At 66.5% G+C, this 26,341-nt stretch carries 29 protein-coding genes; 11 read left to right on the forward strand and 18 right to left on the reverse strand.

All coding sequences use genetic code 11. The features are described 5' to 3' along the window. Positions 1–107: 107 nt before the first annotated feature. The 4 genes from BLR57_RS03925 (at position 108) to BLR57_RS03940 (ending at position 3,575) form a co-directional block, all read left to right on the forward strand. Complete coding sequence (locus BLR57_RS03925; protein ID WP_089694337.1) at positions 108–1,067, forward strand: transcription initiation factor IIB; 960 nt, start codon at positions 108–110, stop codon at positions 1,065–1,067. A 125-nt stretch (positions 1,068–1,192) separates the two neighbouring features. Next, a complete protein-coding gene (locus BLR57_RS03930; protein WP_089694339.1) occupies positions 1,193–2,314 on the forward strand; it encodes a DNA-methyltransferase in 1,122 nt (373 codons plus the stop codon). 113 nt (positions 2,315–2,427) lie between these two features. Then, positions 2,428–3,141: a type I 3-dehydroquinate dehydratase gene (locus tag BLR57_RS03935; protein ID WP_089694341.1), complete on the forward strand. Its 714-nt coding sequence runs from the start codon at positions 2,428–2,430 to the stop codon at positions 3,139–3,141. 26 nt (positions 3,142–3,167) lie between these two features. Further along, positions 3,168–3,575 carry a DUF7575 domain-containing protein gene (locus BLR57_RS03940; RefSeq protein WP_089694343.1) on the forward strand — a complete coding sequence of 136 codons (408 nt, stop codon included), beginning with the start codon at positions 3,168–3,170 and terminating at the stop codon, positions 3,573–3,575. 27 nt (positions 3,576–3,602) lie between these two features. Here the strand turns inward: BLR57_RS03940 and BLR57_RS03945 are convergent, their stop codons facing one another. From BLR57_RS03945 to trpC, 5 genes are all read right to left on the reverse strand, one after another. Next, a complete protein-coding gene (locus tag BLR57_RS03945; protein WP_089694344.1) occupies positions 3,603–4,787 on the reverse strand; it encodes a 3-dehydroquinate synthase II in 1,185 nt (394 codons plus the stop codon). Positions 4,788–4,952: 165 nt separating this feature from the next. Next, positions 4,953–5,747 (reverse strand): 2-amino-3,7-dideoxy-D-threo-hept-6-ulosonate synthase, encoded by a 795-nt coding sequence (locus BLR57_RS03950; protein ID WP_089694346.1) that lies wholly within the window; start codon positions 5,745–5,747, stop codon positions 4,953–4,955. A gap of 33 nt (positions 5,748–5,780) precedes the next feature. After that, complete coding sequence (gene trpA / locus BLR57_RS03955; protein ID WP_089694349.1) at positions 5,781–6,623, reverse strand: tryptophan synthase subunit alpha; 843 nt, start codon at positions 6,621–6,623, stop codon at positions 5,781–5,783. After that, the gene (gene trpB, locus BLR57_RS03960) at positions 6,623–7,891 is read right to left on the reverse strand and encodes a tryptophan synthase subunit beta (RefSeq protein WP_089694351.1); all 1,269 of its coding nucleotides are present in this window, start codon (positions 7,889–7,891) and stop codon (positions 6,623–6,625) included. Before trpB ends, trpA begins: the two co-directional genes overlap by 1 nt. Further along, the gene (gene trpC / locus BLR57_RS03965) at positions 7,888–8,661 is read right to left on the reverse strand and encodes an indole-3-glycerol phosphate synthase (RefSeq protein ID WP_089694353.1); all 774 of its coding nucleotides are present in this window, start codon (positions 8,659–8,661) and stop codon (positions 7,888–7,890) included. The genes trpB and trpC overlap by 4 nt, the downstream gene beginning before the upstream one ends. Before the next feature lie 84 nt (positions 8,662–8,745). Between trpC and BLR57_RS03970 the strand changes: the two genes are divergently transcribed. Next, positions 8,746–9,198, forward strand: a complete 453-nt coding sequence (locus tag BLR57_RS03970) for a methylated-DNA--[protein]-cysteine S-methyltransferase (RefSeq protein ID WP_089694355.1) — start codon at positions 8,746–8,748, stop codon at positions 9,196–9,198. 11 nt (positions 9,199–9,209) lie between these two features. On the opposite strand, the gene BLR57_RS03975 is transcribed toward BLR57_RS03970, so the two are convergent. From BLR57_RS03975 to lonB, 4 genes are read right to left on the reverse strand one after another with little or no spacing between them, the layout of a single operon-like run. After that, the gene (locus BLR57_RS03975) at positions 9,210–9,551 is read right to left on the reverse strand and encodes a hypothetical protein (RefSeq protein ID WP_089694357.1); all 342 of its coding nucleotides are present in this window, start codon (positions 9,549–9,551) and stop codon (positions 9,210–9,212) included. Between the two features lie 57 nt (positions 9,552–9,608). Continuing rightward, the gene (locus BLR57_RS03980) at positions 9,609–10,010 is read right to left on the reverse strand and encodes a hypothetical protein (RefSeq protein WP_089694359.1); all 402 of its coding nucleotides are present in this window, start codon (positions 10,008–10,010) and stop codon (positions 9,609–9,611) included. A gap of 31 nt (positions 10,011–10,041) precedes the next feature. Continuing rightward, positions 10,042–10,893, reverse strand: coding sequence for a CPBP family intramembrane glutamic endopeptidase (locus BLR57_RS03985; RefSeq protein WP_089694360.1), 852 nt, complete (start codon positions 10,891–10,893; stop codon positions 10,042–10,044). After that, positions 10,894–13,029, reverse strand: coding sequence for an ATP-dependent protease LonB (gene lonB, locus BLR57_RS03990; RefSeq protein WP_089694364.1), 2,136 nt, complete (start codon positions 13,027–13,029; stop codon positions 10,894–10,896). Positions 13,030–13,195: 166 nt separating this feature from the next. On the opposite strand from lonB, the gene BLR57_RS03995 reads away from it, so the two are divergent. Genes BLR57_RS03995 through BLR57_RS04005 form a run of 3 tightly spaced genes read left to right on the forward strand, consistent with a single transcriptional unit; the run spans position 13,196 to position 15,153 of the window. Further along, positions 13,196–13,735, forward strand: a complete 540-nt coding sequence (locus BLR57_RS03995; protein WP_089694366.1) for a nicotinamide-nucleotide adenylyltransferase — start codon at positions 13,196–13,198, stop codon at positions 13,733–13,735. Positions 13,736–13,745: 10 nt separating this feature from the next. Further along, a complete protein-coding gene (locus BLR57_RS04000) occupies positions 13,746–14,531 on the forward strand; it encodes an SAM hydrolase/SAM-dependent halogenase family protein (protein ID WP_089694368.1) in 786 nt (261 codons plus the stop codon). A 1-nt stretch (position 14,532) separates the two neighbouring features. Then, positions 14,533–15,153 carry a trimeric intracellular cation channel family protein gene (locus BLR57_RS04005; protein WP_089694370.1) on the forward strand — a complete coding sequence of 207 codons (621 nt, stop codon included), beginning with the start codon at positions 14,533–14,535 and terminating at the stop codon, positions 15,151–15,153. A 94-nt stretch (positions 15,154–15,247) separates the two neighbouring features. Here BLR57_RS04005 and BLR57_RS04010 read toward each other — a convergent pair whose 3' ends face one another. Both BLR57_RS04010 and thsA read right to left on the reverse strand, forming a co-directional pair. Further along, positions 15,248–16,213 (reverse strand): M48 family metallopeptidase, encoded by a 966-nt coding sequence (locus BLR57_RS04010; protein WP_170830552.1) that lies wholly within the window; start codon positions 16,211–16,213, stop codon positions 15,248–15,250. 396 nt (positions 16,214–16,609) lie between these two features. After that, complete coding sequence (gene thsA / locus BLR57_RS04015) at positions 16,610–18,166, reverse strand: thermosome subunit alpha (RefSeq protein ID WP_089694375.1); 1,557 nt, start codon at positions 18,164–18,166, stop codon at positions 16,610–16,612. Between the two features lie 174 nt (positions 18,167–18,340). Here thsA and BLR57_RS04020 point away from each other — a divergent pair, with 174 nt between their 5' ends. After that, positions 18,341–19,171 (forward strand): amidohydrolase family protein, encoded by an 831-nt coding sequence (locus tag BLR57_RS04020; protein ID WP_089695501.1) that lies wholly within the window; start codon positions 18,341–18,343, stop codon positions 19,169–19,171. A 46-nt stretch (positions 19,172–19,217) separates the two neighbouring features. Here BLR57_RS04020 and BLR57_RS04025 read toward each other — a convergent pair whose 3' ends face one another. Together BLR57_RS04025 and BLR57_RS04030 are read right to left on the reverse strand one after the other, a co-directional pair. After that, a complete protein-coding gene (locus BLR57_RS04025; protein ID WP_089694377.1) occupies positions 19,218–20,120 on the reverse strand; it encodes a glycosyltransferase family 2 protein in 903 nt (300 codons plus the stop codon). A gap of 154 nt (positions 20,121–20,274) precedes the next feature. After that, positions 20,275–20,553: a helix-turn-helix domain-containing protein gene (locus tag BLR57_RS04030; protein ID WP_089694379.1), complete on the reverse strand. Its 279-nt coding sequence runs from the start codon at positions 20,551–20,553 to the stop codon at positions 20,275–20,277. 140 nt (positions 20,554–20,693) lie between these two features. Here BLR57_RS04030 and BLR57_RS04035 point away from each other — a divergent pair, with 140 nt between their 5' ends. After that, positions 20,694–21,086 (forward strand): PPOX class F420-dependent oxidoreductase, encoded by a 393-nt coding sequence (locus tag BLR57_RS04035; RefSeq protein ID WP_089694381.1) that lies wholly within the window; start codon positions 20,694–20,696, stop codon positions 21,084–21,086. Here the strand turns inward: BLR57_RS04035 and BLR57_RS19230 are convergent. Next, positions 21,083–21,253, reverse strand: a complete 171-nt coding sequence (locus BLR57_RS19230) for a hypothetical protein (protein ID WP_170830553.1) — start codon at positions 21,251–21,253, stop codon at positions 21,083–21,085. The genes BLR57_RS04035 and BLR57_RS19230 overlap by 4 nt on opposite strands. Before the next feature lie 94 nt (positions 21,254–21,347). Here BLR57_RS19230 and BLR57_RS04040 point away from each other — a divergent pair, with 94 nt between their 5' ends. Continuing rightward, a complete protein-coding gene (locus BLR57_RS04040; RefSeq protein ID WP_089694383.1) occupies positions 21,348–22,055 on the forward strand; it encodes a class I SAM-dependent methyltransferase in 708 nt (235 codons plus the stop codon). Between the two features lie 12 nt (positions 22,056–22,067). On the opposite strand, the gene BLR57_RS04045 is transcribed toward BLR57_RS04040, so the two are convergent. The 4 genes from BLR57_RS04045 to BLR57_RS04060 all read right to left on the reverse strand — a co-directional run bounded on the left by BLR57_RS04045 (position 22,068) and on the right by BLR57_RS04060 (position 26,298). Next, a complete protein-coding gene (locus tag BLR57_RS04045) occupies positions 22,068–22,463 on the reverse strand; it encodes a TRAM domain-containing protein (RefSeq protein WP_089694385.1) in 396 nt (131 codons plus the stop codon). Positions 22,464–22,615: 152 nt separating this feature from the next. After that, complete coding sequence (locus BLR57_RS04050) at positions 22,616–23,335, reverse strand: YkgJ family cysteine cluster protein (protein WP_089694387.1); 720 nt, start codon at positions 23,333–23,335, stop codon at positions 22,616–22,618. A 419-nt stretch (positions 23,336–23,754) separates the two neighbouring features. Continuing rightward, positions 23,755–24,534: an MBL fold metallo-hydrolase gene (locus tag BLR57_RS04055; RefSeq protein WP_089694389.1), complete on the reverse strand. Its 780-nt coding sequence runs from the start codon at positions 24,532–24,534 to the stop codon at positions 23,755–23,757. Positions 24,535–24,588: 54 nt separating this feature from the next. Then, a complete protein-coding gene (locus BLR57_RS04060; protein WP_089694390.1) occupies positions 24,589–26,298 on the reverse strand; it encodes a radical SAM protein in 1,710 nt (569 codons plus the stop codon). Positions 26,299–26,341: the final 43 nt, after the last annotated feature.

Raw genomic sequence — 26,341 nt, forward strand, 5'->3', positions numbered from 1 at the left:
GCACTACACCGACACATACTTATACGTTCTATCCTTGGTTCAGGTAAGGACAGCTCACGGGATTTTTACCGGCATCACGCCCCCCGAGAGTGCCTTCCGTCCCATCTATGAGTGAAAAGACGCAGACCCGGACGCACGCAACGGAGCGAACGCAACCGGGTACCGAGACGCTTCGATGTCCCGAATGTGATGGTAACGTCGTTACCGACGAGGGCCACGGTGAGACAGTCTGTGCGGACTGTGGACTCGTCGTCTCCGAGGACTCCGTCGACCGCGGGCCGGAGTGGCGCGCGTTCAACTCTTCGGAGAAAGACCAGAAGTCGCGCGTCGGCGCGCCGACGACCCACACGATGCACGACCGCGGCCTGTCGACCAACATCGACTGGCGCAACAAGGACGCCTACGGCAACTCGCTGGGCTCCAGACAACGCCAGAAGATGCAACGGCTCCGCAAGTGGAACGAACGCTTCCGCACGAGAGATTCCAAAGAACGCAACCTCAAGCAGGCACTCGGCGAGATCGACCGCATGGCGAGCGCGCTCGGCCTGCCGCAGGCCGTCCGCGAGACCGCGTCTGTCATCTACCGCCGCGCGCTCAACGAGGACCTCCTCCCCGGCCGCTCCATCGAGGGCGTCGCCACCTCGTGTGTCTACGCCGCCGCGAGGATGGCCGGTGTCCCCCGCTCGCTCGACGAGATCACGGGCGTCTCCCGCGTCGAGAAGAGCGAGGTCGCCCGGACCTACCGCTACGTCGTCCGCGAACTCAAACTCGAAGTCCGCCCCGCCGACCCCGAGAGCTACGTCCCCCGGTTCGCCTCCTCGCTCGGCCTCTCCGAGGAGACCGAACGGCGCGCCCGCCAACTCCTGCGGAACGCCAAAGAGAAGGGCGTCCACAGCGGGAAGTCGCCGGTCGGTCTCGCCGCCGCCGCCGTCTACGCCGCTGCCCTCCTCACCAACGAGAAGACGACGCAGGCGGCCGTCAGCGACGTGGCCGACATCAGCGAGGTCACCATCCGCAACCGCTACCACGAACTGCTCGAAGCCGAGGAAGGTCTCGGCGTCGCGTAGTCGACAGAGTTCTATCACTTTCTCCGATTTTACCCGCCGACGAGTGACCACGTCCCCGGTCCGTGGCCGCGCTGGGGCTACGCTGACCCCAAACTACAACTTCTCGCTTGGAGAACAGTTCGGAAGTGCACTCAACCCACGTCCTCCGAGCGAGCGACGCGGCGGACATGACGGCCGTCGCCGACCGCTCGGTCGACTTGGTCGTCACCTCCCCACCCTATCCGATGATCGAAATGTGGGACGACCTCTTCACAGAGCGTGACTCGGAGGTCCGCGAGGCCCTCGAGGCGGGCGACGGCGACGCGGCGTTCGAGCGGATGCACGCCCAACTCGACGCCGTCTGGGACGAGGTCGCCCGCGTCCTCGCACCCGGCGGCATCGCCTGCATCAACGTCGGCGACGCCGTCCGCTCGCTGGCCGGCCGCTTCCAGCAGTTTCCCAACCACGCCCGCGTCATCGACGCCTTGACCGAGCGCGGCCTCCACTCGCTGCCCGACATCCTCTGGCGCAAGCCCACCAACCGTCTGACGAAGTTCATGGGGTCGGGGATGTTGCCGCCGAGTGCCTACGTCGCGCTCGAACACGAGTATATTCTCGTCTTCCGAAACGGCGACGCCCGCGAGTTCCCCCGCGGCGACCCCGAACGCTACGAGAGTGCCTTCTTCTGGGAGGAGCGCAACGAGTGGTTCTCGGACCTCTGGTCGTTCACCGGCACGGACCAGAGCCTCACGGCCAGTGGCCGCACGGCCGACGACGAGGGCCGCGGTCGGTCGGCGGCGTTCCCGCTGGAACTCCCGCTCAGACTGATTCGGATGTACTCGACCTACGGCGATACGGTCCTCGACCCCTTCGCGGGCACGGGAACGACGACGCTCGCGGCGATGCACGCCGGTCGCGACTCGGTCGGCTACGAACTCGACGCCGACCTCGTCCGCGGCTTCGGCGACCGGCTGACGGACCTCCCAGCGGTCTCACAACAACGGACGCGCGAGCGACTCGACCGCCACCGCGCCGCCATCGCCGACCGCGATACGAGTTACGAGGCGGCCCACTACGACGTGCCGGTCGTGACGAAACAGGAACGGCAGATCCGACTCTACGGCGTCGCCGACGTCGACTCGACTGACAGCGACTCGGCTGACGACGACCCGGTCGACGGCGACGACGGAACCGTCGGCTACCGCGTCGAGCACACGCCCATCGAGGATCTCGTCGACCTCGGAGCGGCCGTCGCCGACGACGACTGACGTAGACGACGACTGACACAGACGACTGCGACACGGACGGTTGACGGGCCAGAGACCACCGCGGGACCTGCACCAACGGCCACGGTTTTACCCCTCCGAGCGGTGGGTCGACTATGGACTTCGATTCGTTCACGCTCGCGGCGAGCACGGCCGACCTCGCCGAGGAACCGGCCGCCCGCGAGCACGCCGATATCGTCGAGTTCCGGATGGACCTCGCGAGCGACCCGCTCGCGGCACTCGACGCCTACGACGGCGAGCTACCGCTCCTGGTGACCAACCGCGCGACGTGGGAGGGTGGGGAGGCCGCCGAACCCGACGAAGCCGGCCGGTTCGACACCTTGGCGGCGGCCACCGAGTACGACGCCGTCGCCGCCGTTGACGTCGAACTCCGAGCACTCACCGGTGACTCCGACGCAGTGACGGATACGTCGCACGCGACGGCCCTCCGTGACCTCGCCCGCGAGCGTGACGTGACGGTCGTCGCCTCGGTCCACGACTTCGAGGCGACCCCGCCCGCCGAGCGGCTCCGCGACCTGCTCGACACGGCCGCGAGCGAGGGCGACGTCGGCAAGCTCGCGGTGACGGCCCACGACCGCAGCGACACGCTCGCGCTCCTCTCGGCGACCCACGAGGCGACGGCAGCGGGCGAGCGCGTGGCGACGATGGCGATGGGCGAGGCGGGCCGTCACACCCGCGCGGTCGCGCCGGTCTACGGCTCGAAACTCGGCTACGCGCCGGTCGACCCCGAGAACGCGACCGCACCGGGGCAGTACGACCTGGCGACGCTCGCGGGGCTCGTGGCCGCGCTCGACGCACCCGAGAGTTAAAGCCTCGCGGCTCAGACGTTGTGGGCATGGCTCCCACCGACCGGCGCGCACTCGTTGCGGTCCTCGTCAGCGTCGTCGGGCTGACCGTCGGTCTCGTGGGCGCAGGCCACGTCTACTTGCGGGAGTGGCGACGTGCTTTTGCCTGGTTCGCGCTCGTCCTCGGGACCGGGCTCGTCCTCACGTCGATCTTCGCCGACCCGCTCGACGCGACGCCGGAGTCGTTGCCGCTCACGGTGACGCTGCCGGTACTCGTGTTGGTCTCGTTGAGCGTCTACGACGCCTACTCGCTCGGGCAGCGACAGGCCGTCGGCGGGTCGGACGCGGACGTGCCGACCTGTCCGCACTGCGGCGGCGCGCTCGACCCGACGCTCGACTTCTGTCACTGGTGTACGCAGCCGCTCGCGACCGAGCAGTCGGCCGACGTCGACACGTAGAAAGAGCCTCCGAACGGCGACTTGCTGCTATTTCTCGATGATGCTCTCTTCGACGGCCTCGCCGAAGTGTCGCGCCGTGTCCTCGTAGTAGACGAGCATCTCGTCGCCCTCTTGGAGGTCGGTGACAGCCTTCCGACCCTCGCTCGTGGGGACCTTGATGGTCTCGGCGTTCTGCAGCAGCGTCTCGATGCGGTCGCCGCCGACGTCGGCCTCGACGCGGAACATCGGCCGCTTCTCGATCTTCACGCGGCCGACGATGGCCTCGCGGGTCTGTCCGTCCGTGTTGACGACCTGCACCTCGTCGCCGCTCTTGAGTTCCGAGAGATACTTCGTCTCGCCGCCGGGCGTCCGGACGTAGGCGTGGACGGCACCCGCGTTGACGCGGAACGGGCGCGAGGCGACGTAGGGCGACTCGGCGGTCTCGGCGTGGACGAAGAAGAGGCCGCGACCCATCGAGCCGACGAGCATCCCCTCGTCGTGTTCGAGGAGGTTCCCGGTGTCGACGCAGACGCGGTCGGCCATGCCGGTTCGTTCGACGGCGGTCACTTCGGCCCACGTCAGCTCTAGCGTCTCGCGCTCGGCGGCGTCGCGGACCTCGACCGTCTTGCGGATCTCGTCGGGGCTGTCGGAGTCCAGCAGGACGCCGTCGGCACCGAGTTCGAGCGTCTCGAACGCGGTCTTGGCCTCCTCGGCCGTCGTCACGCCAGTGATGAGGTCCGTCTCGTCGCCGATGCGGGCGATGAGGTTCTCCAGCGGGATGATCTGCCAGTTCTCGCCGACGACGAGCGTGAACTCGGCGTCGTGGGCGGCCTCCTCGGCGAAGGACTCGTAGTCCTGGTCGAAGATGCGGACGTAGGCACCCTGTGCGCGGTCGTCGTTGCGGCGGAGCGTCGTCAGGTCCGCAGAGCCGGAGAAGTCCGAGGGGAGGTCGACCGTGCCGTCGCCTTCGCCGTCCTTGCCGACGATGTAGGCGTCCGCGCGGGCGACCGGCTCGCCCTCACCGGCCTGCTCTTCGGCGTCGAGGACGAACGCCTCGGCGTCCTGCAGGAAGGCGGCGACCTTCACGTCGCCGAGGTCGCGGACGCGGCCGACGTCGTCCTCGTCGACGAGGACCCAGTCGACGCCGGATTCGAGACCGGCCGTGATTCGCTTCTTTCGTGTCTCCCAGTCGCCGACGGTGCTGTCGGCCTTCAGCCAGACGCTGCGTGTCATTACCGCACTCTTTCCGTGACGGTGGCTTGAACGTGGCGGATGGGACAGTCGTCGCCGGGGGTGATTCGGGCCGACGGCGCGCTGTCGAGGCGACGGTCAGATGGAAAACGAGCATCGGTGGGACCACCGAGCGAAGGAAGGGGCGGGCGACGTGGTGTCGACGGATTACTCGTCGGGGGCGAGTTCCGCGACGTCCAGTGCCTCCTCGGCACTCAGGTCGTCGTGGATGACCGCCGAGACGGCGCGGGCGATGGCCTCGGGGTCGTCGTGCTGGAAGATGCTGCGGCCCATCGAGACTCCGGCGGCCCCGGCGTCCATCGTGCCGCGGACCATCTCGACGGTGTGTCGGTTCGTTCCCTTGCTGCCGCCGGCGATGACGACCGGGAGCGTCGTCGAGTCGACGACGTGGCGGAAGCTCTCGGCGTCGCCGCTGTAGGCGGTCTTGACGACGTCGGCTCCGAGTTCTTCGGCGAGGCGGACGGCGTGACCGAGGCTCTCGGGGTCCTGTTCGTCTATACCAGGACCGCGAGCGTAGGCCATCGCGAGGACGGGAATGCCGAAGCGGTGGGCCGTCTCGGTCAGCTCGCCGAGCTGGGTCATCTGCTTCGGCTCGTAGTCGCTGCCGACGTTGATGTGGAAGGAGACGGCGTCGGCACCGACGCGGATGGCCTCTTCCACGCTTCCGGTCAGCCGCTTGTCGTTCTCGTCGGGACCGATGACCGTCGACGCGTTGAGGTGGACGATGTAGCCCTTGCCGTTCTTGTGCGGATGGACGCGTTTCGCCGTGCCTTTGTGCGTGAGGACGGCGTCGGCCCCGCCGCGCGTGATGGCGTCGACGGTCGATTCGAGGTCTTTCAGGCCCTTGACCGGGCCGAGTGTGATCCCGTGGTCCATCGGGACGATGAGGTAGCGGTCGTCTGTCGAGATGCGGTCGAGTCGAGAGCGGAGTCCTGCGTTCATGTTCGAGATATGTGAATCTGTGTCAAGCTGTCCTTATTGCCGTTCCGGATGCGGTACACGTTGCTCGGCACCGCGGACGGCACCGGCTTTCAGTTCGCGGGCCTTCTCCTCCAGGCGGGCGGCCACCTCGGCCGCGCTGTCGCCGTCTTCGTGGCCCTGCGCGACGATATCGACGAGCGCGCTGCCGACGATGATGCCGTCCGCGCCGCCAGCGACGATGTTCGCGGCGTGGTCGCCGGTCTTGATACCGAAGCCGACCGCCTTCGGGACGTCCCAGTCGGCGAGCCGTTCGAGGCTCTGGCCGGTCTCCTCGGAGACGTCGTCCTGCGCGCCGGTGACGCCGAGGCGGGCCTGCACGTAGACGTAGCCCGAGACCTGGTCCATGATGCGCGTGAGCCGGTCGCCCTGCGTCGTCGGCGCGACGATGAAGACGAGATCGAGGTCGAACTCGTCGCAGGCCTCGCGCAGCGGCCCGGCTTCCTCGGCCGGGAGGTCGGGGACGACGAAGCCGTCGAGACCGACTTGGGACGCTTTCTCGACGAAGGGGCGCGGTCCCTGTTCTTCTCCATACTGGTAGATGAGATTGTAGTACGTCATGCAGACGAGCGGGACGTCGACGTCGAGGTCCTCGACGAACTCGAAGAACCGCGTCGGCGTCATCCCGCCTTCCAGCGAGCGGACGACGGCCGACTGGATGGTCGGTCCCTCGGCGATGGGTTCCGAGAAGGGCAGACCGAGTTCGATGAGGTCCGCACCGCCGCGTTCGAGTGCCTCGACGTATTCGAGCGACGACTCGTAGTCCGGGTCGCCGACAGCCAAATAGGGGATGAACGCCGGGTCGTCGGGGTCGGCGAAGACCTCGGGGATTCGGCTCATTAGAGTCCCCCGATGAACATATCCATGTCCGGTGCGTTCGGGATGTCGCGTTTGGCGGTCTCCTCGATAGCGGACTCTAAATCTTTGTCGCCGCGGCCGGAGACGTTGACGACGACCGTTTCACCCAACTGCTCGTACTCCTCGTGGAGGTACGCGAAGGCGTGGGCGGTCTCCAGTGCCGGGATGATGCCCTCCTCCTGCGACAGGCGGTGGAAGGCTTCCAGTGCGGCGTCGTCGTCGACGTTGACGGGCGTCACGCGGCCCTCGTCGACGAGATACGCGAGTTCGGGACCGACACCGGCGTAATCGAGTCCGGAGGAGACGCTGTGGGACTCCATAATCTGGCCGTCGCGGTCCTGGAGGAGCTTCGTCCGCGCGCCGTGGAGGACGCCTTCGTCGCCCGTCGAGAGCGACGCGGAGTTCGGGGCGACGCCTTTCTCCTCGTCGACCTGGAGACTGCTGCCGCCAGCCTCGACGGCGTACAGCCCGACGTCCGCGTCCTCGACGAAGTTGGCGAAGGCACCCATCGTGTTCGAACCGCCGCCCGCGCAGGCGAGTACGGAGTCCGGCAGGCCGCCGAACTGCTCTTTGGACTGTCGGCGGGCCTCCTCCGAAATTACGGCTTGGAAGTCCCGAACCATGCTCGGGAACGGATGGGGACCGACGACCGACCCGATGACGTAGTGGGTCGTCTCGACGGTCGTCGCCCAGTCACGCATCGTCTCCGAGATGGCCTCCTTCAGCGTGCCGCGGCCGACGGTCACGGGGTTGACCTCCGCGCCGTTGATGCGCATCCGGAAGACGTTGGGCCGCTGGCGGTTGATGTCGCGCTTGCCCATGTAGATCTCACAGGGCATCCCGAGATGGGCGGCCGCCATCGCCGTCGCGGTGCCGTGTTGGCCCGCGCCGGTCTCGGCGACGATCCGCTCTTTGCCCATATATTTCGCCAGAAGCACCTGACCGAGCGCGTTGTTCAGCTTGTGCGCGCCGCCGTGGAGCAGGTCCTCGCGCTTGAGGTAGACCTCTCTCCCGTATCGCTCCGAGAGCCGGTCCGCCCGCTGGAGCGGCGTTGGTCGGCCGCCGAAGTCGCGGATGCGGCGGCGGAACTCGTCCATGAAGCCGTCCTCGTTGTTCAGGACGTACCGCTCGTACGCGTCCTCGAGTTCTTCGATGGCGGGCATCAGTGCCTCCGGCACGTACTGGCCGCCGTAGTCACCGAACTTCCCGTCTGTTCTGTTCGCCTCGACGCCGTCTGAATCCGTACTCATGTCTGTGTCTCCTGTGTCGCGTTCGTGAACCGCTGGACGTTCTCTCGCACGTCTCCATCCATAATCGCCGTCCCGACGAGGAGGGCGTCGGCACCGGCCGCCCGCATCCGACGCACGTCGTCGACGGACGACACGCCACTCTCCGCGATGAGTGTCACGTCGTCGGGGGCCTCCTGTGCGACCGTCTCGAACGTCGCGAGGTCTACCTCCAACTTGGCGAGGTCACGGTTATTGATACCGATGATGGAAGCACCTGCCGCGAGTGCCGCTTCCAGCTCTGCGACGCTATGGACCTCGACGAGTGCCTGAAAACCGCGGGACTCCGCGGCCTCGACGAGGCCAGCGAGGTCGTCGACGAACCGCGCGATGAGCAGAATCACGTCGGACTCGACGACGTCGAGTTGGTCCTCGCGCACGACGAAGTCCTTCCGCAGGACGGGGACGTCGACCGCTTCTCGAATCCGTTCGAGGTTCTCCGTCGACCCGCCGAAGTGCTCGGGTTCGGTCAGCACCGACAGGGCGGCGGCCCCACCGGCGACCATCTCTTCGGCCAGTTCGACGGGGTCGTCGTCGCGCGTCCCCTCGGTCGTCGGACTGGTCGGCTTGACCTCCGAGATGATCGGGACGCGGCCGTCGGCTTCCACAGCGTCGAAGGCGTCGGTGAGCGACCGTGCGTCGACGGCGAGCCGTTCCGACCCGCCCTCGCGCTCGGCGGCGGCGTCGAGAATAGCGCGCACCGCTGGCGCAACCTCTTCCTCGTTAGCGTTCATCGTTGTACAATAACGGACGTATCTGTACAAAAGGCTTGTGTCCCTGACTCAAGCTTGAAGGGTCGGACGGCCCTCGGATGGCATATGCAAGACGCCGGAATCTACGCTCGCGAATTCGACGCGCTGGGCCGTGCGGTCCAACTCGGTGTCGCCAGCGGGCAGGTCATCAACGTCTCCTTTCCCGACACGCCCCCTGCAGACGCCGAGCGCGACCATCCGCTGCTCGACCGGCTCGCCGACTACCTCGCGGGCGAGAACGACCACTTCGACGACGTGCCCGTCGCGCTGACAGTCCCGACCGACCAGCGTCGCGTGCTCGACGCGGTCCGCAAGCTCCCCTACGGCGAGACCGTCTCGGTCGACCGGGTCGCACGGCTCGCGGGCTTGGACGACGAGGACGAGGAAGACGTGGCGACGGTCCGACAGGCACTCCGGGCCAACCCGGTGCCGCTGTTCATCCCGGACCACCGCGTGAGCGGCGCGTCGGGTGCGACCCCCGACGACGTCGCCGAGCGGCTGCGCGTGGTCGAACGCTGATTAGAATTAGACTACCTGTTTTTCGCCCGTGCGTAGAGATACAGCCCGAGTCCCGCGAGGAGCAGGATGTTCGACGTCGTCGCCGCGATGGCGAGTCCGGTGAGGAGTTCGACTGCCTGTGCGACGCCGGAGCCGAGGAACGCCACGCCGGTCGTCACACCCAACGTCTCGCCGTTGCTGGTCGCGACGATGAGTACGCCGACGACGGCGATGGCGACGCTGAAGATGACGTCGACGAGCAGCGAGACCAGCGGGTCGCCGGTGGCGATGGTGTAGAGGACGAGCACGACGTAGACGAGTAAGAACGCCCGCAGGAGGTTCTGCTGACGGCTCGTGATTTCGGAAACTGACATACTCGCCTTCCGTGCCCGCGGCACTTGACTGCAGCGTCCGACGCGCGAGGCCGCCCGCTACGACCCACCTGCCCGAACGTCCTTCGACGTCCCGAGTGTCTTGACCGCGTGGCCGCCGCCGTAGGCGACGGCGGCGAGGAACGCGAAGAGTGCCAAGGTCGTGAGTACACCTTCGGGGTTCGTGTAGGCCGCGACGACCATCGCGGCCGTCGAGAAGACCAACAGCCCGACCGAGACGGCTCGCTCGCGACGGCCGAGGCGACGCAGGAACTCGACGTAGAACGTGACGAAGCCGATTAGCCCGACGCCGTACTCCGCACCGTCAGGCCAGAAGGTGGTATCGAGCGCGGCGTCGGCGAGTGCGGCACTGCCGAAGGCGAGACAGAGTGCGAGGCCGACGCCCGCGACGAGGTCGGTCGCGTCGAGCGCGCGGTCGGCGTCGAACGGAGAGGGGACCATAGTCGATCCTCGGCCGGACTTGTACTAAAACCTACACCCACTCGACGTCCAGCCCCTCGTGGACGACGAACTCCAGGGCGTTGACGAGGTAGTGGGCGACGAAGACCACCAGAAAGCTCCCGGTGAGCACGAACGCCGCCGCGAGGACGAAGCCCAGCGTCCCCGTGACGACGATGCCACCCGGTCCCTGCGCGCCGTGGCCGAGCGCGAACGCGACCGACGAGAGGACGGCGAGGAGCCACGGCGAGACGCCGAAGCCCGCGCTGACGACGCCGACGAGCGCGGCCCGAAAGAGCAACTCCTCGAACCCCGCGATGACTGGCAGGACGACGAGTAGCAGGACAGCCCACCCCGCCGCGGAGTCGGGGGCAAGTGCCTGTCGCAGCTCCTCGGAGCTGGCGATGCCGACGCGCTCGCCCGCGGCGGCTCCGAGTTCGTTGACGACGTAGAGACCGACGCCGAGCGCGGTGCCGACGGCGAGCATGAGCGGACTGACGTCGCCGGAACCTAAGCCGAGTGCCGACAGCGGCACCTCGGTGAACCACGCGCCGACGACGAGGAGCACGCCGAACAGCCCCTGGGAGACGGCGACGTTGACGAGGAGTGACGCCGTCGACATCTCGTCGATGCCGGACTGTCGGTGTCCCTGTGGCTGGTCGAGTGCCTCCCAGCGTCGGTTGTGTGCGTCGACACCGCCGTCGGCGCTCGGCTGTGTGTGATATGGGTCCTCGTCTCGACGCTTCAGCGGCCGGTCGAGGTCCACGGCACGTCGCTGACGCTCGTCGTCAGCGTCGGAAAAAACCGCCTTCGAGGCGTGTGCGAGGAGGAGAAGCAGACCGAGGACGACGCCCGCGAATCCCGCGAACGCCGTCCAGTCGGTCATCTACTGCGGACTGGGACTGCTCGGACCCTTGTTGACGCTCTGTTGGCTCTTCTTCTTGTCGAGCGTCGACCCGGTGATGCTCTTGAGGCGGTCGATGAGCGAGTCCTTCTCCGGCTCGCCTTCGAGCGCCACATCGAGCACTTCGCTGATGTGCGAGACCGGGATGATCTCGACCATCTCCTTGTACTCGTCTTCGATCATGACGTCCTGCATGTTCGCCGCCGGAATGATGACGGTGTCCATGCCGGCCTTCGCGGCCGCCTCGATCTTGTGGGTGACCCCACCGACCGGGAGCACGTCGCCACGGACCGACAGCGAGCCGGTCATGGCGATGTTCTGTGCGACGCCGACGTTCTCCAGCGCGCTGATGACGGCGGTCGCCACCGTGACGGAGGCGGAGTCGCCGTCGACGCCCTCGTAGGCCTGCACGAACTGGATGTGGACGTCCTTCTCCGACAGGTCCTCGTCGGAGAACTTCTTGATGATAGCCGAGACGTTCTGGACGGACTCCTCGGCGATCTCCTGAAGCTTCCCGGTCGCGATGACCTGACCGGGCCCCTGCGAGGGAGCCACTTCGGCCATGACGGGCATCACGATACCGGAGTCTTCGCCCATGACGGCGAGACCGTTGACGCGGCCGGTGACGTAGCCGTCGTTGACCGACAGCTCGTAGTCCTTGCGGCGCTGGATGTAGTCGTCGGCGATCTGCTGCTCGATGGAGCGCGAGCGGCGCTTGGCCTGCAGGACGTGTTCCCGCGTGACTCTGTCCGCGCCCTCCGCGCGGCCGATGTCGCCGGCGACGCGGACCAGCCCACCGAGGTTACGGAACTCGAGCGTGAGGTGGCCCTTGCGGCCCGCACGGCGGCGGGCTTCGAGGATGACCTCCTCGATCGCCTCGTGGTCGAAGGCGGGAAGCCGGCCGTCCTTGGCGACTTCCTGCGCGACGAAGCGGGCGTACTTGCGGCGCATCTCGGGGGTGTCCTCGATGGTGTCGTCCATGTAGACCTCGTACCCGTAGCCCTTGATACGGCTGCGGAGTGCGGGGTGCATGTTCTCCATCGCGTCGAGGTTCCCGGCGGCGATCATGACGAAGTCCGTCGGGACCGGCTCCGTCTGGACCATCGCACCCGAGGAGCGTTCGGACTGGCCGGTGATACCGAACTCGCCCTCCTGGATGGCGGTCATGAGATGCTGCTGGGAGCGGATGTCGAGCGTGTTGATCTCGTCGATGAACAGGACGCCCTTGTTCGCCTTGTGGATGGCACCGGGCTCGACGCGGTCGTGGCTCGGCGTCTCCATCCCACCCGACTGGAACGGGTCGTGGCGGACGTCGCCGAGGAGTGCACCCGCGTGCGCACCCGTGGAGTCCTCGAACGGCGCGGTCTTCGTGTCCGCGTTGTTGACGAGGAGGTTCGGCACCATCGCGTCGCCGCCGCGAGAACCGTAGCGGAAGGCGAGATAGATGATACCGGCCGCGAGGATGCCCAGCAAGATGTTGCCGACGATGAGGAGCGCGTAGCCCAGCACGACGGCGATGATGATCCACATGAGGAACGAGCGCATCTGGTTGCGCTTGCGGGCTTCCTCCTTGTGGGCCTCGACGATCTGTTCGCCCTTGCCCGCGGGGACGGTCCGAACTTTCGGCCGGTTGCCGTCGTCGGGGTTGTGGTAGACGAGAACGTCCTGCAGCTCCTCCTTCGGGAGGAGTTCGGCCATCGCCTTGGCGAGCATCGATTTGCCCGTCCCGGGCGAGCCGATCATCATGACGTGTCGGCGCTGCTTTGCCGCTTTCATGACGACGTCCCGGGCGTGTTCCTGCCCGATGACCTGGTCGACGAGACGGTCAGGGACCTCGATCTCGTCCGTCGAGTCTACGAGCAGTCCACCGAGGAGGTCATCTTCGTCGACGTCCTCTGCGATGTCTGCCGTGACCTCGACTGTGCTTCCGAGGTCTTCTATCGAGGGCTCGTCTGCCCCGGCACCGTGGTCGGGGTTGTGGCCCCGCTCACGCTGCCCGTTCGTCTCTTGGTCACCAGACACAGGGAACGACTCCTCCGGCTCCGAATCCTCGGATCCGTCGGTGTCGCGTGCCCCCTGCTCCGGGTGCCTGTCGTCATTGTCCATGTCGTTGCTCATAGAACTGTGTCGCTGTATAGTTCGTAGGGTGCGCGATTGATATACTTTCTCCCCGCGGGGAGGTTCGCTGCATCAGCGTTCCGGGCCGCTTACGCCCAGTGACGCCCGTTTAGCCCCGAAACACCGACTCGCCGGGTTTATAAATAATCGGCGGGAACGAGGGTGTATGCGGGGGTTCTACATCGGTCGCTTCCAGCCGTACCACAACGGCCACCACCACATGGTGAAGGAGATCGCCACCGAGGTCGACGAACTCGTCCTCGGCATCGGTAGCGCGGGCGACTCTCACTCGACGCGCAATCCGTTCACCGCGGGCGAACGCGTCATGATGATCACCAAGTCGGTCGCCGAGTTCGACCTTACGACCTACGTCGTCCCCATCGAGGACCTCGACCGGAACTCGGTGTGGGTCAGCCACGTCCAGAGTATGTCGCCGAAGTTCGACGTCGCCTACTCCAACAACCCCCTCGTCATCCGGCTGTTCACGGAGGCCGGTGTCGAGGTGCGTCAGTCACCCATGTTCCGTCGCGAGGTGCTGGAGGGGACGGAACTCCGCCAGCGGATGATCGACGACGACGGCAACTGGCGACATCTCGTCCCCGACCCCGCCGTCGACGTCATCGACGAGATCGACGGCATCAACCGCATCCAGCAGGTCAGTGACAGCGATTCCAACGACGAGGCCGTGCCGGAGACACCCGAATGAGCCTACACCAATGTTGACACTCGCTTCAGACTTCGGAACCCCCTACCCCGCCGCGATGAAAGGCGTCGTCCTCGACCGACTGGGCGAGGACACCACGCTCGTCGACGTCGGCCACGACTTCCCCCGACAGGACGTCCGCACGGCCGCCTTCTGGCTCCGCGAGACGCTGCCGTACTTCCCGCCCGCGGTCCATCTGGCGGTCGTCGACCCCGGCGTCGGTACCGACCGCGCGGCCCTCGCGGTTCGCGTCGGCGACCACGCGCTCGTCGGTCCCGACAACGGTCTCCTGCTCCCACCCGCGCGGGTGTTGGCCGAGCAGCAGGACGCCGACATCGAGGTCTTCGACGTCGCCTACGACGCCCCCGAATCGACCACCTTCCACGGCCGGGACGTCTTCGCGCCCGTCGCCGCCGAGGTACACGAGGTCGGCGTCGACGCGATGGCGCGTCTCGACGACCTGACGCGGCTGGACGAAGACGACTACGTCGACCTCGCGTTCTCCGAGCCGACGGTCGAACGCGACGGCGGTGCGACGACCGTCACCGGCGAAGTCCTCGTCATCGACGACTTCGGCAACACCATCACCAACGTTCCCGGTGAGGTGCTCGGCGACGCCGACGAGGCCGTCGTCGAGGGGCTCACGGCCCCCATCGTCGAGGCGTTCGCCGACGTCTCCCGCGGCGACCGACTGCTCACCGTCGGCAGTCACGGCTACGTCGAGTGCGACGTGAACCACGGCCGCGGCGACAAGGCCTTCGGGCTCACACTCGGCGACGAGGTTCGGTTCTCGTTCTGAGATGGACGCTTTCGACCTGATGAACGTCGTCGGCCTCGTGGCCTTCGCGATGGTCGGGTCGCTGAAAGCCGCCGACGCGGAGTTGGATCTCTTCGGCGTGACCGTCTTGGGTGTCCTCACCGCTCTCGGCGGCGGGACGATGCGCGACACGCTGGTCGGCCGGACGCCCGCCTCCTTGCAGTCCATTAGCGACATGAGCGTCGCCTTCGTCGGTGTCGCACTCGCCGTCGTGTTGTCTCGGCGAATCTCGGGTCGCTTGCGTGACCACCCCGCCATTCTCCTGCCCGACGCCGTCGGTCTCGCGGCCTTCGCCGCGACGGGCGCGCTCGTCGGGACGCAGGCCGGACTCTCACCCTACGGCGTGGTCATCCTGGCGACGTTGACCGCCGTCGGCGGCGGCAGTCTGGCGGACCTGCTGTTGAACCGCGTACCGGTCGTCCTCCAAGAGGACTTCTACGCGACGCCCGCGCTGCTCGGCGGGGTGGTGTTCTGGCTCGTGACGCAACTGAGTGTCGCCGTCGACACGGCGGCACTGGTCTGTGCGGGCTTCGTCCTCTCGGTGCGGGTGCTCGCGCTGCGGTACGAGTGGGAACTGCCGCGGGTGTCAGGCACCCACGAGTAACGTCGTCGGGTTGCTTCAGGAAGGATGTCAGGCTCGGCGTGAGTGAAGACACGGTCGAGCACGCTGTTGGCTGTTCAGAGCATGCTCGAGCACATCACGCGGTCGCTGCTTCGGCCTCGATAGCCTGTAACTGTGCGAGGCGGCTCTCGAGCGAGGGGTGGAGTGTCGTCAGCGACGCGCCCCAGTAATTCTTAGTGACTGGGACGGTGGCGATTGAACTCGTCGTGCGTGCATACTGACGGAGGTCTTCACTTGGCGTGGCCGTCGACTCGTCGGATATCCTGTCGAGAGCCGACGCTAACGCCGCCGGATTGCCCGTCAGCAACGCTGCAGCACGGTCCGCGGCGAGTTCCCGGCTGCGTGCGAAGATTCCGACGTTGATCGCTGCAACAGATGCGAGGAGTGCTGCCACGAGCTCGATAAGGTTCGACGGACGGCCGTCCGTTGGCAGGAGTGTTTCCGCAGAGAGGAGTGGGAGGCGAATCATCGTATACAACCGACTGTCGTGGTTCGCAATGTGTGCTAGCTCGTGAGCCAGTACCGCACGCAGTTCGTCAGCGGTGAGTAACTCGAGCAAGCCGCTGGAGACGACGATGAAATCGGCTTCGGACCGACGATGTGTGACCTCCTCTCGTGGCTGAACAGTCGTATACGCGAGTGGCTGGCTCATCTCTCGAACACGGACCGTTGGTGGTTTCAGCCCCAACTGAAGGGCAAGACGGTCGACAGTCCGTTCGAGCTGTCGCTCAACGCTCACGTCGCCGGGCGGGCGCGTATTGGCCACTAACCGCTCGCGGTCGCTCCGAACGAACCTTACTACTGTCAATGAGGCCAGTCCCACCGCGATACTGCCTGCAACTGCCCAGAGTACCCACCACCACTCTTCGGGGACTGTAACCTGGCCGAGAGCAAGGAACTCTGCAGCGTACGTCGACAACAGCATTGCGACCACGACGCCGACTGCAGCGACGAGTCCCAGACCAGCCAACAGCATGAAGAGACTCGTGACGAGCGAGACACCAGCACGAACCGGTAGTGTCCACGAGCTGGCGTGTCCCATTTGTTTCTGATTAAAACGGCTGTACTGAAATGGCATTCGGTTCACCAACAGTTCCGTTCGCGTCTCTCCGTAGACACTTGTAGACGACCCGCCACCGATGTCTCGCTAGAGCCTCGCGGTGGGCACGCTCACTCCCGACACAGAACTGGCCGCGGGACACCGGCGTCGGGCGGATACGGTCCAGCCGTCAGCGACGTGCTCTCGCAGGTCACTGTTTCGTCGCGTGGGAACGGCTCGTCTGCTGTCGCGTGTCGGACCCAAAGGCGGTCAGATGCAGTTTCGCTCTCGTAGGAACCGTCGGTTCGGTCCGTTACTGGCTCTGGGACGGCCTGCTGGGACCGTTGTCCGGTGGCGACGAGTTACTGCTCGAAAAGATACTGTTGTCGGTTCGGTCGCTTACTCGGCCGCGATGACGTCGTCGATGCGGACGATCATCGTCGCAGCCTCGGTCGCGGACTCGACTGCCTCGCGCTTCACGGCGGCGGGGTCGATGATGCCGTATTCGACGGGGTCGGCGACCTCACCCTTCTGGCCGTGGGCGATGATGCCGGCGCGGCCCTCCTTGTCGAACATGGCGCGGAGGTCGACGATGGCGTCGATGGGGTCCATGCCGGTGTTCTCGGCGAGCGTGCGCGGCAGGGCGTCGATGGCGTCGGCGAACGCTTCGACGGCGAGCTGCTTGCGGCCCGTGATGCCCGCGGCCTCCGAGCGGATGTGGTCCGAGATGGCGATTTCGGTGCAGCCTGCACCGGGGACGACGCCGCCCTTGTTGAGCGCGGCGATGACGACGTCGACGGCGTCCTCCATGGCGCGTTCGAGTTCGTCGACGACGTGTTCGGTGCCGCCGCGGAGGAACAGCGTCACGGACTTGGCCGCGTCGCCGCCCTCGATGAAGGTGAGTTCGTCGTCACCGTACTTCTCGACGTGGACGTTGTCGACGTGGCCGAAGTCGGATTTGTCGATGTCCGAGAGCGAGCCGAGCCGCTTCGCACCGGTCGCGCGGGCGAGTGCCTTCGCGTCCGAGGACTTGACGTTCTTGAACGCGAGGATGCCCGCGTCGGCGAGATAGCCCGCGACGCGGTCGTCGATCTTCTTCGAGCAGAAGACGACGTCGACGCCGGCTTCCGAAAGGGTCTTCGCGTAGCCGCGGAGTTCGGTGTCCTCGGCCGCGATGGCCGCGTTGAGCTGGTCGACGGAGGTGATGTTGTACTCCGCTTTCGACTCGCCCTTGCGGACTTCGAGCTTCATGTCGAGAACAGCGACCGTCGCGTCCTCGACGGACTTGGGCATGTTGTCGTTCGCGCGCTCCTTGTCGATGACGACGCCTTCGACGAGTTCCGTCGCCGAGGAGGAGGCACCCGTGCGGGTCAGGAGACGGATGTGGTCGCGGTTAATCTTCTCACCGTCGGCGACGTGGCGGACCGCGTCGACGACGAGCTTCGCGAGGGCGTCGGCGGTGACGTCGCCGGTGCCCTTGCCGGTCATCGAGGACTCGGCGACCTGGACGAGGATCTCGTCGTCGAGGTCGATGTCGAGGACCATCGCGTCGATGGCCTCCTGTGCGAGCCGCGCGCCCTCGTGGTAGCCCTCGACGATGACCGTCGGGTGGAGGTCGGCGTCGAGCAGGTCTTCGGCCTGCGCGAGGAGTTCACCGGTGAGGACGGCCGCGGTCGTCGTGCCGTCGCCGACCTCTTCCTCCTGGGTCTGGGCGACTTCGACGATCATCTGCGCGGCGGGGTGCTCGATGTCCATCTCCTCGAGGATGGTCGCGCCGTCGTTCGTGATGACGACGGTGCCCGAGGAGTCGACGAGCATCTTGTCCATCCCACGGGGACCCAGTGTGGTTCGGACCGCGTTGGCGACCGCTTTGCCCGCGCGGATGTTGGAGTCTTGGGCGGCCTGACCGCGGGTCCGCTGGCTACCTTCCGAGAGAATGAACAGGGGTTGCTGCATGCGACTTGCCATGATGAGTAAACCTCGACGTTCCAATGGTTAGCGGTTCTATATATGCGTTTCTATTGTGGTCCAGAAAACCGCAAGACTGCGTCGGGGTGGTCTGTCGCGTGCTCGCACGGCACCCAGGTCGGTATCGACAGGAACATAACGGCCGATACGGAGATGTGGACGATGTTGGAGTTGGAGCACGGCTTCCGGGTCGTCGACGTGAACGCACAGCTCGACCCCGACGCGGGGTCGGTCGCGGCCCGTGGTCGGGAGATCACGCCCGAACGCCTCGAACGCGAGATGCATCAGGCGGGGGTCGTCCGGGCGGTCGTCTCGCCGGGACGGCGGCCACGAGAGGAGGGCTATCTCCGCGCGAACAACGCCGTCGCCCGGCTGAGCGTCGACCGCCCGTTCGTCGCCTTCGCGCGGCTCAACGGTGCTCGCGACCCCGGAAGCAAGACCACCTCGCGGCTCCGCAACCTCACCGCCTCGCGCAAAGAATACCACGTCTCGCCGGACGACGTCGAACAGTACGCCTACGACGGCCGGTTTCACGGCTTCGTCGTCGACCCCGTCCACGACGGGTTGCCCGACGACGAGGTGCTGGACCGGCTCGACGACGTCGGCCTGCCCATCCTCGTCCACGCGGGCGTCGATTTCACGCCGACCGCTGTCGCCGACGCGCTCCTCGGCTACGACTTCCCCGTCGTCCTCACGAGCTTCGGCGGCTTCCCGCTCGACCGCGACCTGATGGCGACGGCCATCGACCTGCTCGCCGAGTACGACGACCTCTACTTAGAGACGAGTTTCGTCCGCTACCGTGCGGTCCTCGAACGCGCACTCCGGGAACATCCCGACCGCGTGCTGTTCGGCAGCGGCGCGCCCGAGACACATCCGGACGTGGGCGTCATGGAACTACTCACACTCGACGTCTCGGAGGATGCGATGACCCGCGCGTTCTCGAACAATCCGTCGCGCGTCGTCGAGGGGTTGGCTCCGGGGAGCGACGAGTAGCGGGTCGCTCGCGAGAGCGACGACTGACACTTACCGCCAGTCGCACTCACCGCCAGTCGTACCGCGCGACCGCCCGGTCGGCGCGCTTCGACACGCCGTGTGGATTTCTGGAACTCGTCCGGTCGCGCGAGCGGGCGACGAAGCCGTCGGAGCCGCCGGTGGTGATGCCGACGACGACGTCCCGGCCGTTGCCGAGCCAGCCGGTCGGCGTCCCGTCGCCGCGGAGGACGCCGCGAGCCGCCGAGTACGCGTCCTCGGCGGCGTGGACCAGCGTCCGGCGGGCGACCGTCGGCCGGAGCCCGTAGTTCTTGACCAGCCGGTAGGCGAGCGCGCGGTATTTCCAGCCCCAGTCGCGTTCGGTGACGCCGCCGTCGGCCTCGTACTCACGGCGGACGCACATCCCCGCGCCCCACGTGACTCGTGCGTCGATACCGCCGAGGCGGTGGGCCGCGTCGCGCGCGCCGCCCGTTTCGAGATACTCGTCGAAGCCGTCCAGTCGCTTGAGCGTCCGAGCGCGGAAGGCGACGTTGCCGCCGTTGAAGTAGGTGACGTGGCGGTTGGCGATGTCGCGCTCTTCGAGTTCGTCGGTCGTCATCCCGCCCTGGAGGGTCTGGTGGGTCGGGCCGGTGACGACGTGGGCCTCGTCGAGACCCGCCCGGATGGCGTCGGCCCACGACTCCTCGACGACGAGATCGTGGCCGAGGAAGGCGACGGCGTCGCCGCTGGCGACTTCGATACCGGCGTTGCGAGCGACGTTGAGCGTCCGCGCCGAAATCTCGACGAGGACGTCGACGTCGTCGCGGTCCCGAACCATGCCGGTCGTGCCGTCGGCCGAGGGACCGTTGACGACGATGACCTCGGCGTCGGGGGCGCGCGCTGCCAGCGAATCGAGGCTGGCGGCGAGTTGGTCCCGCCCGTTGAGCGTGGGGACCACGACCGAGAGCGTCATACCCGTGAGAAGCACGACGTGCTACTTAAAGTGACGCGTCTCAGCCCGTCGTGGTGACGCGTCTCGGGGGATGGCCGCTGGAAAAGTCGTTGCCGGACGGGGCTTGGTCGGGCCGTCCGGCGCGGACGAGTTGTTTCGAGTCGAGTCGGGTCGCTTACGCGTTACGGTTCAGGTAGTAGACCTGCTTGCGTGCGTCCTTGAAGCTGTAGCGCGAGCCGACGAGGCCGGCGTCTTCGAGGCGGTTGAGCGCGTAGCGGACGGTGCGGTCCGGCAGGAGCGATTCGTCGGCGAGCTGGCCCTGCGACAGGGGTGCGTCGCTTTCGAGGACTTTCGCGACGAGCTTCGCGCTCGGCGGCAGCTCGCGCAGCCGCTCGCGGTACTCGCTCTGTGACAGACGGTCTTCTTGGGTAACTTCTGCGGTACTGGTGCTCATACTACACACTGGCAGATGCCTCTTGGTAAAGGTTGGCTACATATGAGCCAAAGTGATAGTGACTCCTTAAACACCTAATATCTATGTGGTAGTTCGCCCGCTGGCAAGCCCTTTTGCCGGTACCGAGCGAACGACCCTGTATGATTCCGGCCTCCCACCGCGACATTCTGGAGAAAGAGTCGTACGCCCAGCTCGCGACGCTCATGCCCGACGGGACGCCCCACGTCACGCCCGTCTGGGTCAGCCACGACGAGGGCGAATACGTCCTCATCAACACGGCCCGTGGCCGACAGAAGGAGAAGAACATCCGGCGAGACCCGAAGGTCGGCGTCAGCGTGCTCGACCCCGACGACCCCTACCGCTACGTCTCGGTGCGGGGGACGGCAACGCTGACCGAGGAGGGAGCAGTCGAGCATACCAACGAACTCGCCCGGAAGTACATGGGCAAAGACGAGTATCCCCATCTCGGCGAGGAGTCGGGACCGCGCGTCGTCGTCCGCATCTCGACGGACCACGTCTCGACGAGCGGCTAAGGGCTAGCGTCCCGAAGGCGGTCGACCTTCGGGCGGTCGCCGTGGCGGCGGTACGCGCCCACGACACACTCGCAGTCGGGGCAGTGGACGATGGTCACGCCGGGACGCTCGTGGCGGACGAGGTCGGCGGCGTTGTGCTCGGCCGCACAGTGGGGACAGGTTGGCATAGCGAAGGTATGTCACCGAGTAGCATATATTTTCCAGTCAAGCGGGCCGACTTCCAATACGACTTTACAGTTCCCCCGTGCAGTCCCCGGTAGCGTGAAAGGTAAGGAGTGGTACCAGGCCGACGACGTCGCCCAGGAGTACGACGCAAAGCGGTTCTCCGACGGTGGGCGACTCATCGACCGGCGAGAGAAGACGGCGGTCCTCGAAGCGCTCGGTCCCGTCGAGGACAAGGACGTCCTCGAGATCGCCTGCGGGACGGGTCGCTTCACCGTCATGTTAGCAGAGCGTGGGGCGAACATCGTCGGACTCGACATCTCCTCGGCCATGATGGCCCAGGGACGGCAGAAGGCGAAGAGTGCCGGTGTCTCGGAGCTCGTCGAGTTCATGCGCGGCGACGCTGCCCGCCTCCCGTTCCCCGACGACCACTTCGACGCCGTGTTCGCCATGCGATTCTTCCATCTGGCGGATACGCCGGCGAAGTTCCTCGCAGAGATGTGTCGCGTCTCGAAGGACCAGGTGTTCTTCGACACGTTCAACCGGTACAGTACGCGGAGCGTCTACACGTGGCTCCTGCCGATGGGGTCGCGGCTCTACTCGCGCAGCGAGGTGGAGGGGCTGCTCTCGGGTGCCGGACTCGAACTCATCGGCGACGCCCACGACTTCGTGCTCCCGTTCGGCTTCTACCGGGAGATTCCGAACGAAGTCGCGGCACCGATCCGCGGGCTGGACACGAAGCTCCGCGGCAGCGGCGTCGGTGAAAAGCTCGCCTCGGTCTCGTACTGGAACGCCCGCGTGAAGTAGCGGCCGAGGCGATTAGAAGTCGTCTTCGATGATCTCGCCGACGGCGAAGTTGGACTTCACTTCGGTAATCTCGACTTTCACCCGCTCGCCGATCTCGGCACCGGGGACGATGATGACGTAGCCGCGCTCGACGCGAGCGATGCCGTCTCCCTGTTTCCCGATATCCTCGATCTCGACGTAGCGAAGTTCACCCGCCTCGACCGGTGGCTGGGGTTCGGTCGACGACCGGCTCTCGCGCTCCGTCGTCTCGGTTGTCTCCTCGCGGGAGATGAGTGCGACGCGGTAGATTTCGTCGGTCTCGACCGAGCCGGTCTCGATCTCGCGACGGGGGACTTCGATGAGATATTTGTCGTCCTCTTCGCGGACTTCGGCGTTGAACAGACACAGCAGCTTATCTGAGATTTCCAAGGTGTAGACCTCCAGTTCGTTCGATTCCTCGGAGCGAGTCGTTAAAGAGCTACCGCCGCCGGAAGCTGGCGGTCTCTGATTGTCCGGTAATCGGCGTCGGCGGCGCGGTTCTCGTCAGTGCGCGCGAGCGTCGTCAGGGTGGCCGAGTTTCGTCAGCGCGGCAGACCGTCGACGTCCTTCGCTCCCTCGGAGTCGTGGACGACGACCTCCCCCGCGTCGACTGCGGTGGGTTCGTAATTGTCGCGGACGCCGATGGCCTCCTCCAGTTCGCGGACGGCGCGTTCTTTGAGGGCCGCGGCGAGGTCTTCGGCCTCTTCGCGAGAGATGTCGCGGCCGAGTCCCTCGCACTCGTGGGCGCGGACCATGCCCTCCTCGTCGACTGCCTCGCCCATCGGCTGACTGGTCCCGCCAAGCGCGACGCTGAACGGGTACGTCTCGCAGATGAGCGGCCGGTCGTCGTGGACTTGGCAAGCTCCCATCCCTTCCTCGTCTTCGGTGTAGAAGGTGCAGTCGCCGCACGCATCTGTTTGGAGTGCCCACTCGAACGTCTCGCCTTCGAGACCGTCGTCGCCCTCGACGAGACCGTAGGGCATGGGGCGGGCGATATCGCGCCATTCCAGTGAGGTCCCCGAACTGGAGCCAGAAGCGGCTCCGCCGCTTCGCAGATCGTAGTCCGTGGTGGCTTGGAGGGTTCGGGCTTCGTCCGGGAACACGGTCGCTGTGTGGGGTTCACGTTCTCCGTCGTCACCGTCGTAGCCCTTACAGCAGGCTCCACAGCGGGTACACTCGAAGCCGATGGCCTCGATGGCGTCGGCTAGCTCTGAAACCCTGAGGTCCTTCGCACGGTCGAGTTCGGCTTCGAGGCTCTGCATGGCTGTTGATGTGTGGTCACCGGACTAAACGGCGTCGGGATGGCTATTGGTCGGATATTCCGTATTGGTTGTTGGGCGCGGAGCAGTGAACACCTCGAAATCCCACTCTTTTGCGGTCTGGAACGGTGACGCCACGAAATCCCACTCCTTTGCTATCAGAAACGGAGACTCCTCGAAAGCCCACGCGCTCTCGACTCGGGAGGCTCGTTGCGCCCTTCACTCGCTTCGCTCGTTCCAGTGCTTACGTCGCCTTCCGTCGCCGAGAGCGCGTCCCCTTTCGGTCCCGCCCCGACAGCACAGCCACACCCTCCCCAACCGATTCACTCACTCGCTACGCTCGTTCCCTCATCCCTCGCACGAGTGTGACGCGCCGACGGAGCGGCGCGAAGCCACGCGCCACGGTGGTTTGTCGGCAACCGTTACTCGGCGACAGCGACCGTCTCGCTCTCTACGTCCCACACGACCCTGCCGTCCGCCACCAGCTTCTCGATGTGTGCGACGACCGTCGCCCGCGCGAGGTCCCGAACCCCCGAGAGGTCCTTGTCGTAGGCGGCATCGAGCACCGCGTCCGGGTCGGTCGCGCCAGACTTGATAGCGTCCAGCACGCGCTGTTCGCGGTCCAAGCGGTGTTGAATCAGTCGGTCCAGCGTCGCGGCGGGGTCGTCGACGAGCGGGCCGTGACCGGGCAGGAGCCGCGTCGCCGACTCCGCCTTCACCCGCCGTAGCGAGTCGAGATACCGGGCCATGTCGCCCTCGGGTGCCCCGACGACGACGCTGCCCGCCGCGGCCGCGAGATCGCCGCAGAGGACGTGGCCGTCGGCGACGAACGCGACGTGGTCCGGGGCGTGGCCGGGCGTGTCGAGCACGCGAACTGCCCCGTCGCCGGTTTCGAGCACGTCACCGAACGTCGCGTCCGGCTCACGGCCCGTCGCCGCTTCGAACCGCTCGACGTGGGCCTCGTGCGCCCAGACCGTCGCATCGGTCGACTCGGCGTAGTGGGTCACCGCGCCGACGTGGTCCGGATGGGTGTGCGTGGCCGCGATGTGGGCGACGTCGCGGTCGGCGACGGCCGCGTCGAGGTCGTCGCTTCGGGCCGGGGGGTCGACGAGGAGGGCGTCGTCGCGGCCGACGAGATAGGCGTTGGTCTGGCCCGTCGGGGCGCGGGTCTCCACCGGGACCGAGACGCGGGAGATATCCATTGCTGTAGCTCTCGGGAACAGCGGCGTCGTCAAAAGCCTGTCTCCGTCGGTCCCTCAGGACCGCGTGAACTTCGCGAGGTCGACCTCGCCGCCGACCTTCGCGAGGTCCGCGGCCGACTCGTAGGGACGGTTGACGACGATGTTTCCGGCCGTCTGCTTGCCGACGCCGGGAATCGCCTGCAACTCCTTCATCGACGCCCCGTTGACGTCCAGCGGATACGGGACGCCCGTCACCGAGCGGTAGCCGTAGTCGACGATGGCGACGTCGATGGTTTGGCCGAGTTCACGTTCGCCGGGGATACCGACGAGCAGCGGATAGGTCCCGAGCTGCCGGCCGAAGGTCGTCCCGTCCTGGTGGTACTCCAGATGAACGTTCTTCAGCACGGTTCCGGGCGGCGCGACCCGCCGCAGCATCGGTCGGTCGATCTCCTCGCGGACCTCTTTCTTGTACTTCTTGAAGAGCTTCTTGTGGTCCTTGGCGATCTGGGCACCCGTGTCCGACATATCGGTCCCGTCGAAGGCCATGACCTGCCGGATGTTGATCCGGCGGACCATCAGCCCCTCGTCGTAGACGCGGTGCAGGAACCGCTTGTTGTGCGCGAAGGTCTCCTCGCGTTCGCCCTTGAGACCGTGCAGCAGGTTGATGCCGGGCAGGAGTTTCGGCAGGCGGTCGGGTGCTTCGTCGCCGAACGTCGGCGCGTCCGCGGGGTCCTCGCCGGGCCGCCAGCCACCGGCTTCGTTGACGATTTTGACTGCCTCGAAACATTCCTCGGCCGAGACGTTGAGGTTGTTCTCCTCCTGCACGAGCGGGTCGGCCGATTCGAGACCGAACGCAGCCGTGTCGCCGGGCGTGTTGTGCTCGGCGATGATGCGGATGCCCTCCTTGGACTTCTCGGGCCACTTCGCGATGGTGATGGGGTTCATGTTGTCGAGGTGGAGCGTCCCGAGGTCGGGAGCCACCTCTCGAATCCCGCCGTAGAGCCGCCGCAGCGCGTCGGGGTTCGGAGCTTCGCCGTCGCCGCCGAAGGCCAGAATGTCGGCCTGTCGGCCGAGGCGGAAATGTCGCGCGCCACGGTTGTAGAGGTTCTCGACCTCCCGGACGACCGAATCTGCCGTACGGAAAGCCGGATTGCCGTACAGCGGCTCCGTACAGAACGAGCAGCGGTAGGCACAGCCCCTGCTCGTCTCCATCTCACAGATGAGATACTCGGGATGGTTCGGGTGCTGCTCGACCACGAACGCGCCCCGTGCGGCCCAGCGGTCCAACTCTTCGTTGTCGCGCATCCGGTTGCCGAAGCCCTCCATCCCGGAGTCGACGAGGTCGTAGGCCGCGGCCTCGATGTCGCCCTTCGCGACGAAGTCGTAGTCGAGGTCCTTGCGCTCCATGTCCTGTCCACCGGCGTTCTCGTCGCCGACGCCGAAGCGGATGGGCCCGCCCATCAAGCTCGTGCCGTCGGCGACCCACGCGAGCTTCTTCACCTCGTCGGGTTCGGCGGGGGTGCCGCCGACGTACTTGCCGGGAACGGTCATGCCGCCGATGTAGATCATCAGGTCGGCGTCGGCGACGTCGCTCCACTTCTGGCGGTCGTCGCGGAGTTCGTCGATGGTGTGGTACGTTATCTGCGTCTCGGGGACACCGGCGTCGACGAGCGCGCCCGCCGTGAACCGGGGATACGTCGAGATGTACGGCGGCACGCCGAAATGTGCCGGTTCGTCGACGTAGCCGTCGACGAGCGTCACCGACAGGTCGGCGGGGTCAGTCATGGCCGGTCGTTTGCGACCGACGGGTAAAACGGTGCGGTTCCGG

Origin of the sequence: Halogranum gelatinilyticum, from assembly GCF_900103715.1 — an archaeon.
In the GTDB taxonomy this organism is placed as follows: Archaea; Halobacteriota; Halobacteria; order Halobacteriales; family Haloferacaceae; genus Halogranum; species Halogranum gelatinilyticum.

Bases quoted from the DNA above. Each gene is read 5' to 3' on its own strand.
- BLR57_RS04030 (WP_089694379.1), bottom strand. From the start codon at position 20,553: ATGAGCACCAGTACCGCAGAAGTTACCCAAGAAGACCGTCTGTCACAG.
- BLR57_RS03985 (WP_089694360.1), bottom strand. From the start codon at position 10,893: ATGACCGACTGGACGGCGTTCGCGGGATTCGCGGGCGTCGTCCTCGGT.
- BLR57_RS04005 (WP_089694370.1), top strand. From the start codon at position 14,533: ATGGACGCTTTCGACCTGATGAACGTCGTCGGCCTCGTGGCCTTCGCG.
- BLR57_RS04060 (WP_089694390.1), bottom strand. From the start codon at position 26,298: ATGACTGACCCCGCCGACCTGTCGGTGACGCTCGTCGACGGCTACGTC.
- BLR57_RS04050 (WP_089694387.1), bottom strand. From the start codon at position 23,335: ATGCAGAGCCTCGAAGCCGAACTCGACCGTGCGAAGGACCTCAGGGTT.
- BLR57_RS03995 (WP_089694366.1), top strand. From the start codon at position 13,196: ATGCGGGGGTTCTACATCGGTCGCTTCCAGCCGTACCACAACGGCCAC.
- BLR57_RS03945 (WP_089694344.1), bottom strand. From the start codon at position 4,787: ATGACACGCAGCGTCTGGCTGAAGGCCGACAGCACCGTCGGCGACTGG.
- BLR57_RS04055 (WP_089694389.1), bottom strand. From the start codon at position 24,534: ATGGATATCTCCCGCGTCTCGGTCCCGGTGGAGACCCGCGCCCCGACG.
- BLR57_RS04000 (WP_089694368.1), top strand. From the start codon at position 13,746: ATGTTGACACTCGCTTCAGACTTCGGAACCCCCTACCCCGCCGCGATG.
- BLR57_RS04025 (WP_089694377.1), bottom strand. From the start codon at position 20,120: ATGACGCTCTCGGTCGTGGTCCCCACGCTCAACGGGCGGGACCAACTC.
- trpC (WP_089694353.1), bottom strand. From the start codon at position 8,661: ATGAACGCTAACGAGGAAGAGGTTGCGCCAGCGGTGCGCGCTATTCTC.
- BLR57_RS03935 (WP_089694341.1), top strand. From the start codon at position 2,428: ATGGACTTCGATTCGTTCACGCTCGCGGCGAGCACGGCCGACCTCGCC.
- BLR57_RS04035 (WP_089694381.1), top strand. From the start codon at position 20,694: ATGATTCCGGCCTCCCACCGCGACATTCTGGAGAAAGAGTCGTACGCC.
- BLR57_RS03970 (WP_089694355.1), top strand. From the start codon at position 8,746: ATGCAAGACGCCGGAATCTACGCTCGCGAATTCGACGCGCTGGGCCGT.
- BLR57_RS03925 (WP_089694337.1), top strand. From the start codon at position 108: ATGAGTGAAAAGACGCAGACCCGGACGCACGCAACGGAGCGAACGCAA.
- BLR57_RS04010 (WP_170830552.1), bottom strand. From the start codon at position 16,213: ATGGGACACGCCAGCTCGTGGACACTACCGGTTCGTGCTGGTGTCTCG.
- BLR57_RS03975 (WP_089694357.1), bottom strand. From the start codon at position 9,551: ATGTCAGTTTCCGAAATCACGAGCCGTCAGCAGAACCTCCTGCGGGCG.
- BLR57_RS03980 (WP_089694359.1), bottom strand. From the start codon at position 10,010: ATGGTCCCCTCTCCGTTCGACGCCGACCGCGCGCTCGACGCGACCGAC.
- lonB (WP_089694364.1), bottom strand. From the start codon at position 13,029: ATGAGCAACGACATGGACAATGACGACAGGCACCCGGAGCAGGGGGCA.
- thsA (WP_089694375.1), bottom strand. From the start codon at position 18,166: ATGCAGCAACCCCTGTTCATTCTCTCGGAAGGTAGCCAGCGGACCCGC.
- BLR57_RS03950 (WP_089694346.1), bottom strand. From the start codon at position 5,747: ATGAACGCAGGACTCCGCTCTCGACTCGACCGCATCTCGACAGACGAC.
- BLR57_RS04020 (WP_089695501.1), top strand. From the start codon at position 18,341: ATGTTGGAGTTGGAGCACGGCTTCCGGGTCGTCGACGTGAACGCACAG.
- trpA (WP_089694349.1), bottom strand. From the start codon at position 6,623: ATGAGCCGAATCCCCGAGGTCTTCGCCGACCCCGACGACCCGGCGTTC.
- BLR57_RS19230 (WP_170830553.1), bottom strand. From the start codon at position 21,253: ATGCCAACCTGTCCCCACTGTGCGGCCGAGCACAACGCCGCCGACCTC.
- BLR57_RS03940 (WP_089694343.1), top strand. From the start codon at position 3,168: ATGGCTCCCACCGACCGGCGCGCACTCGTTGCGGTCCTCGTCAGCGTC.
- trpB (WP_089694351.1), bottom strand. From the start codon at position 7,891: ATGAGTACGGATTCAGACGGCGTCGAGGCGAACAGAACAGACGGGAAG.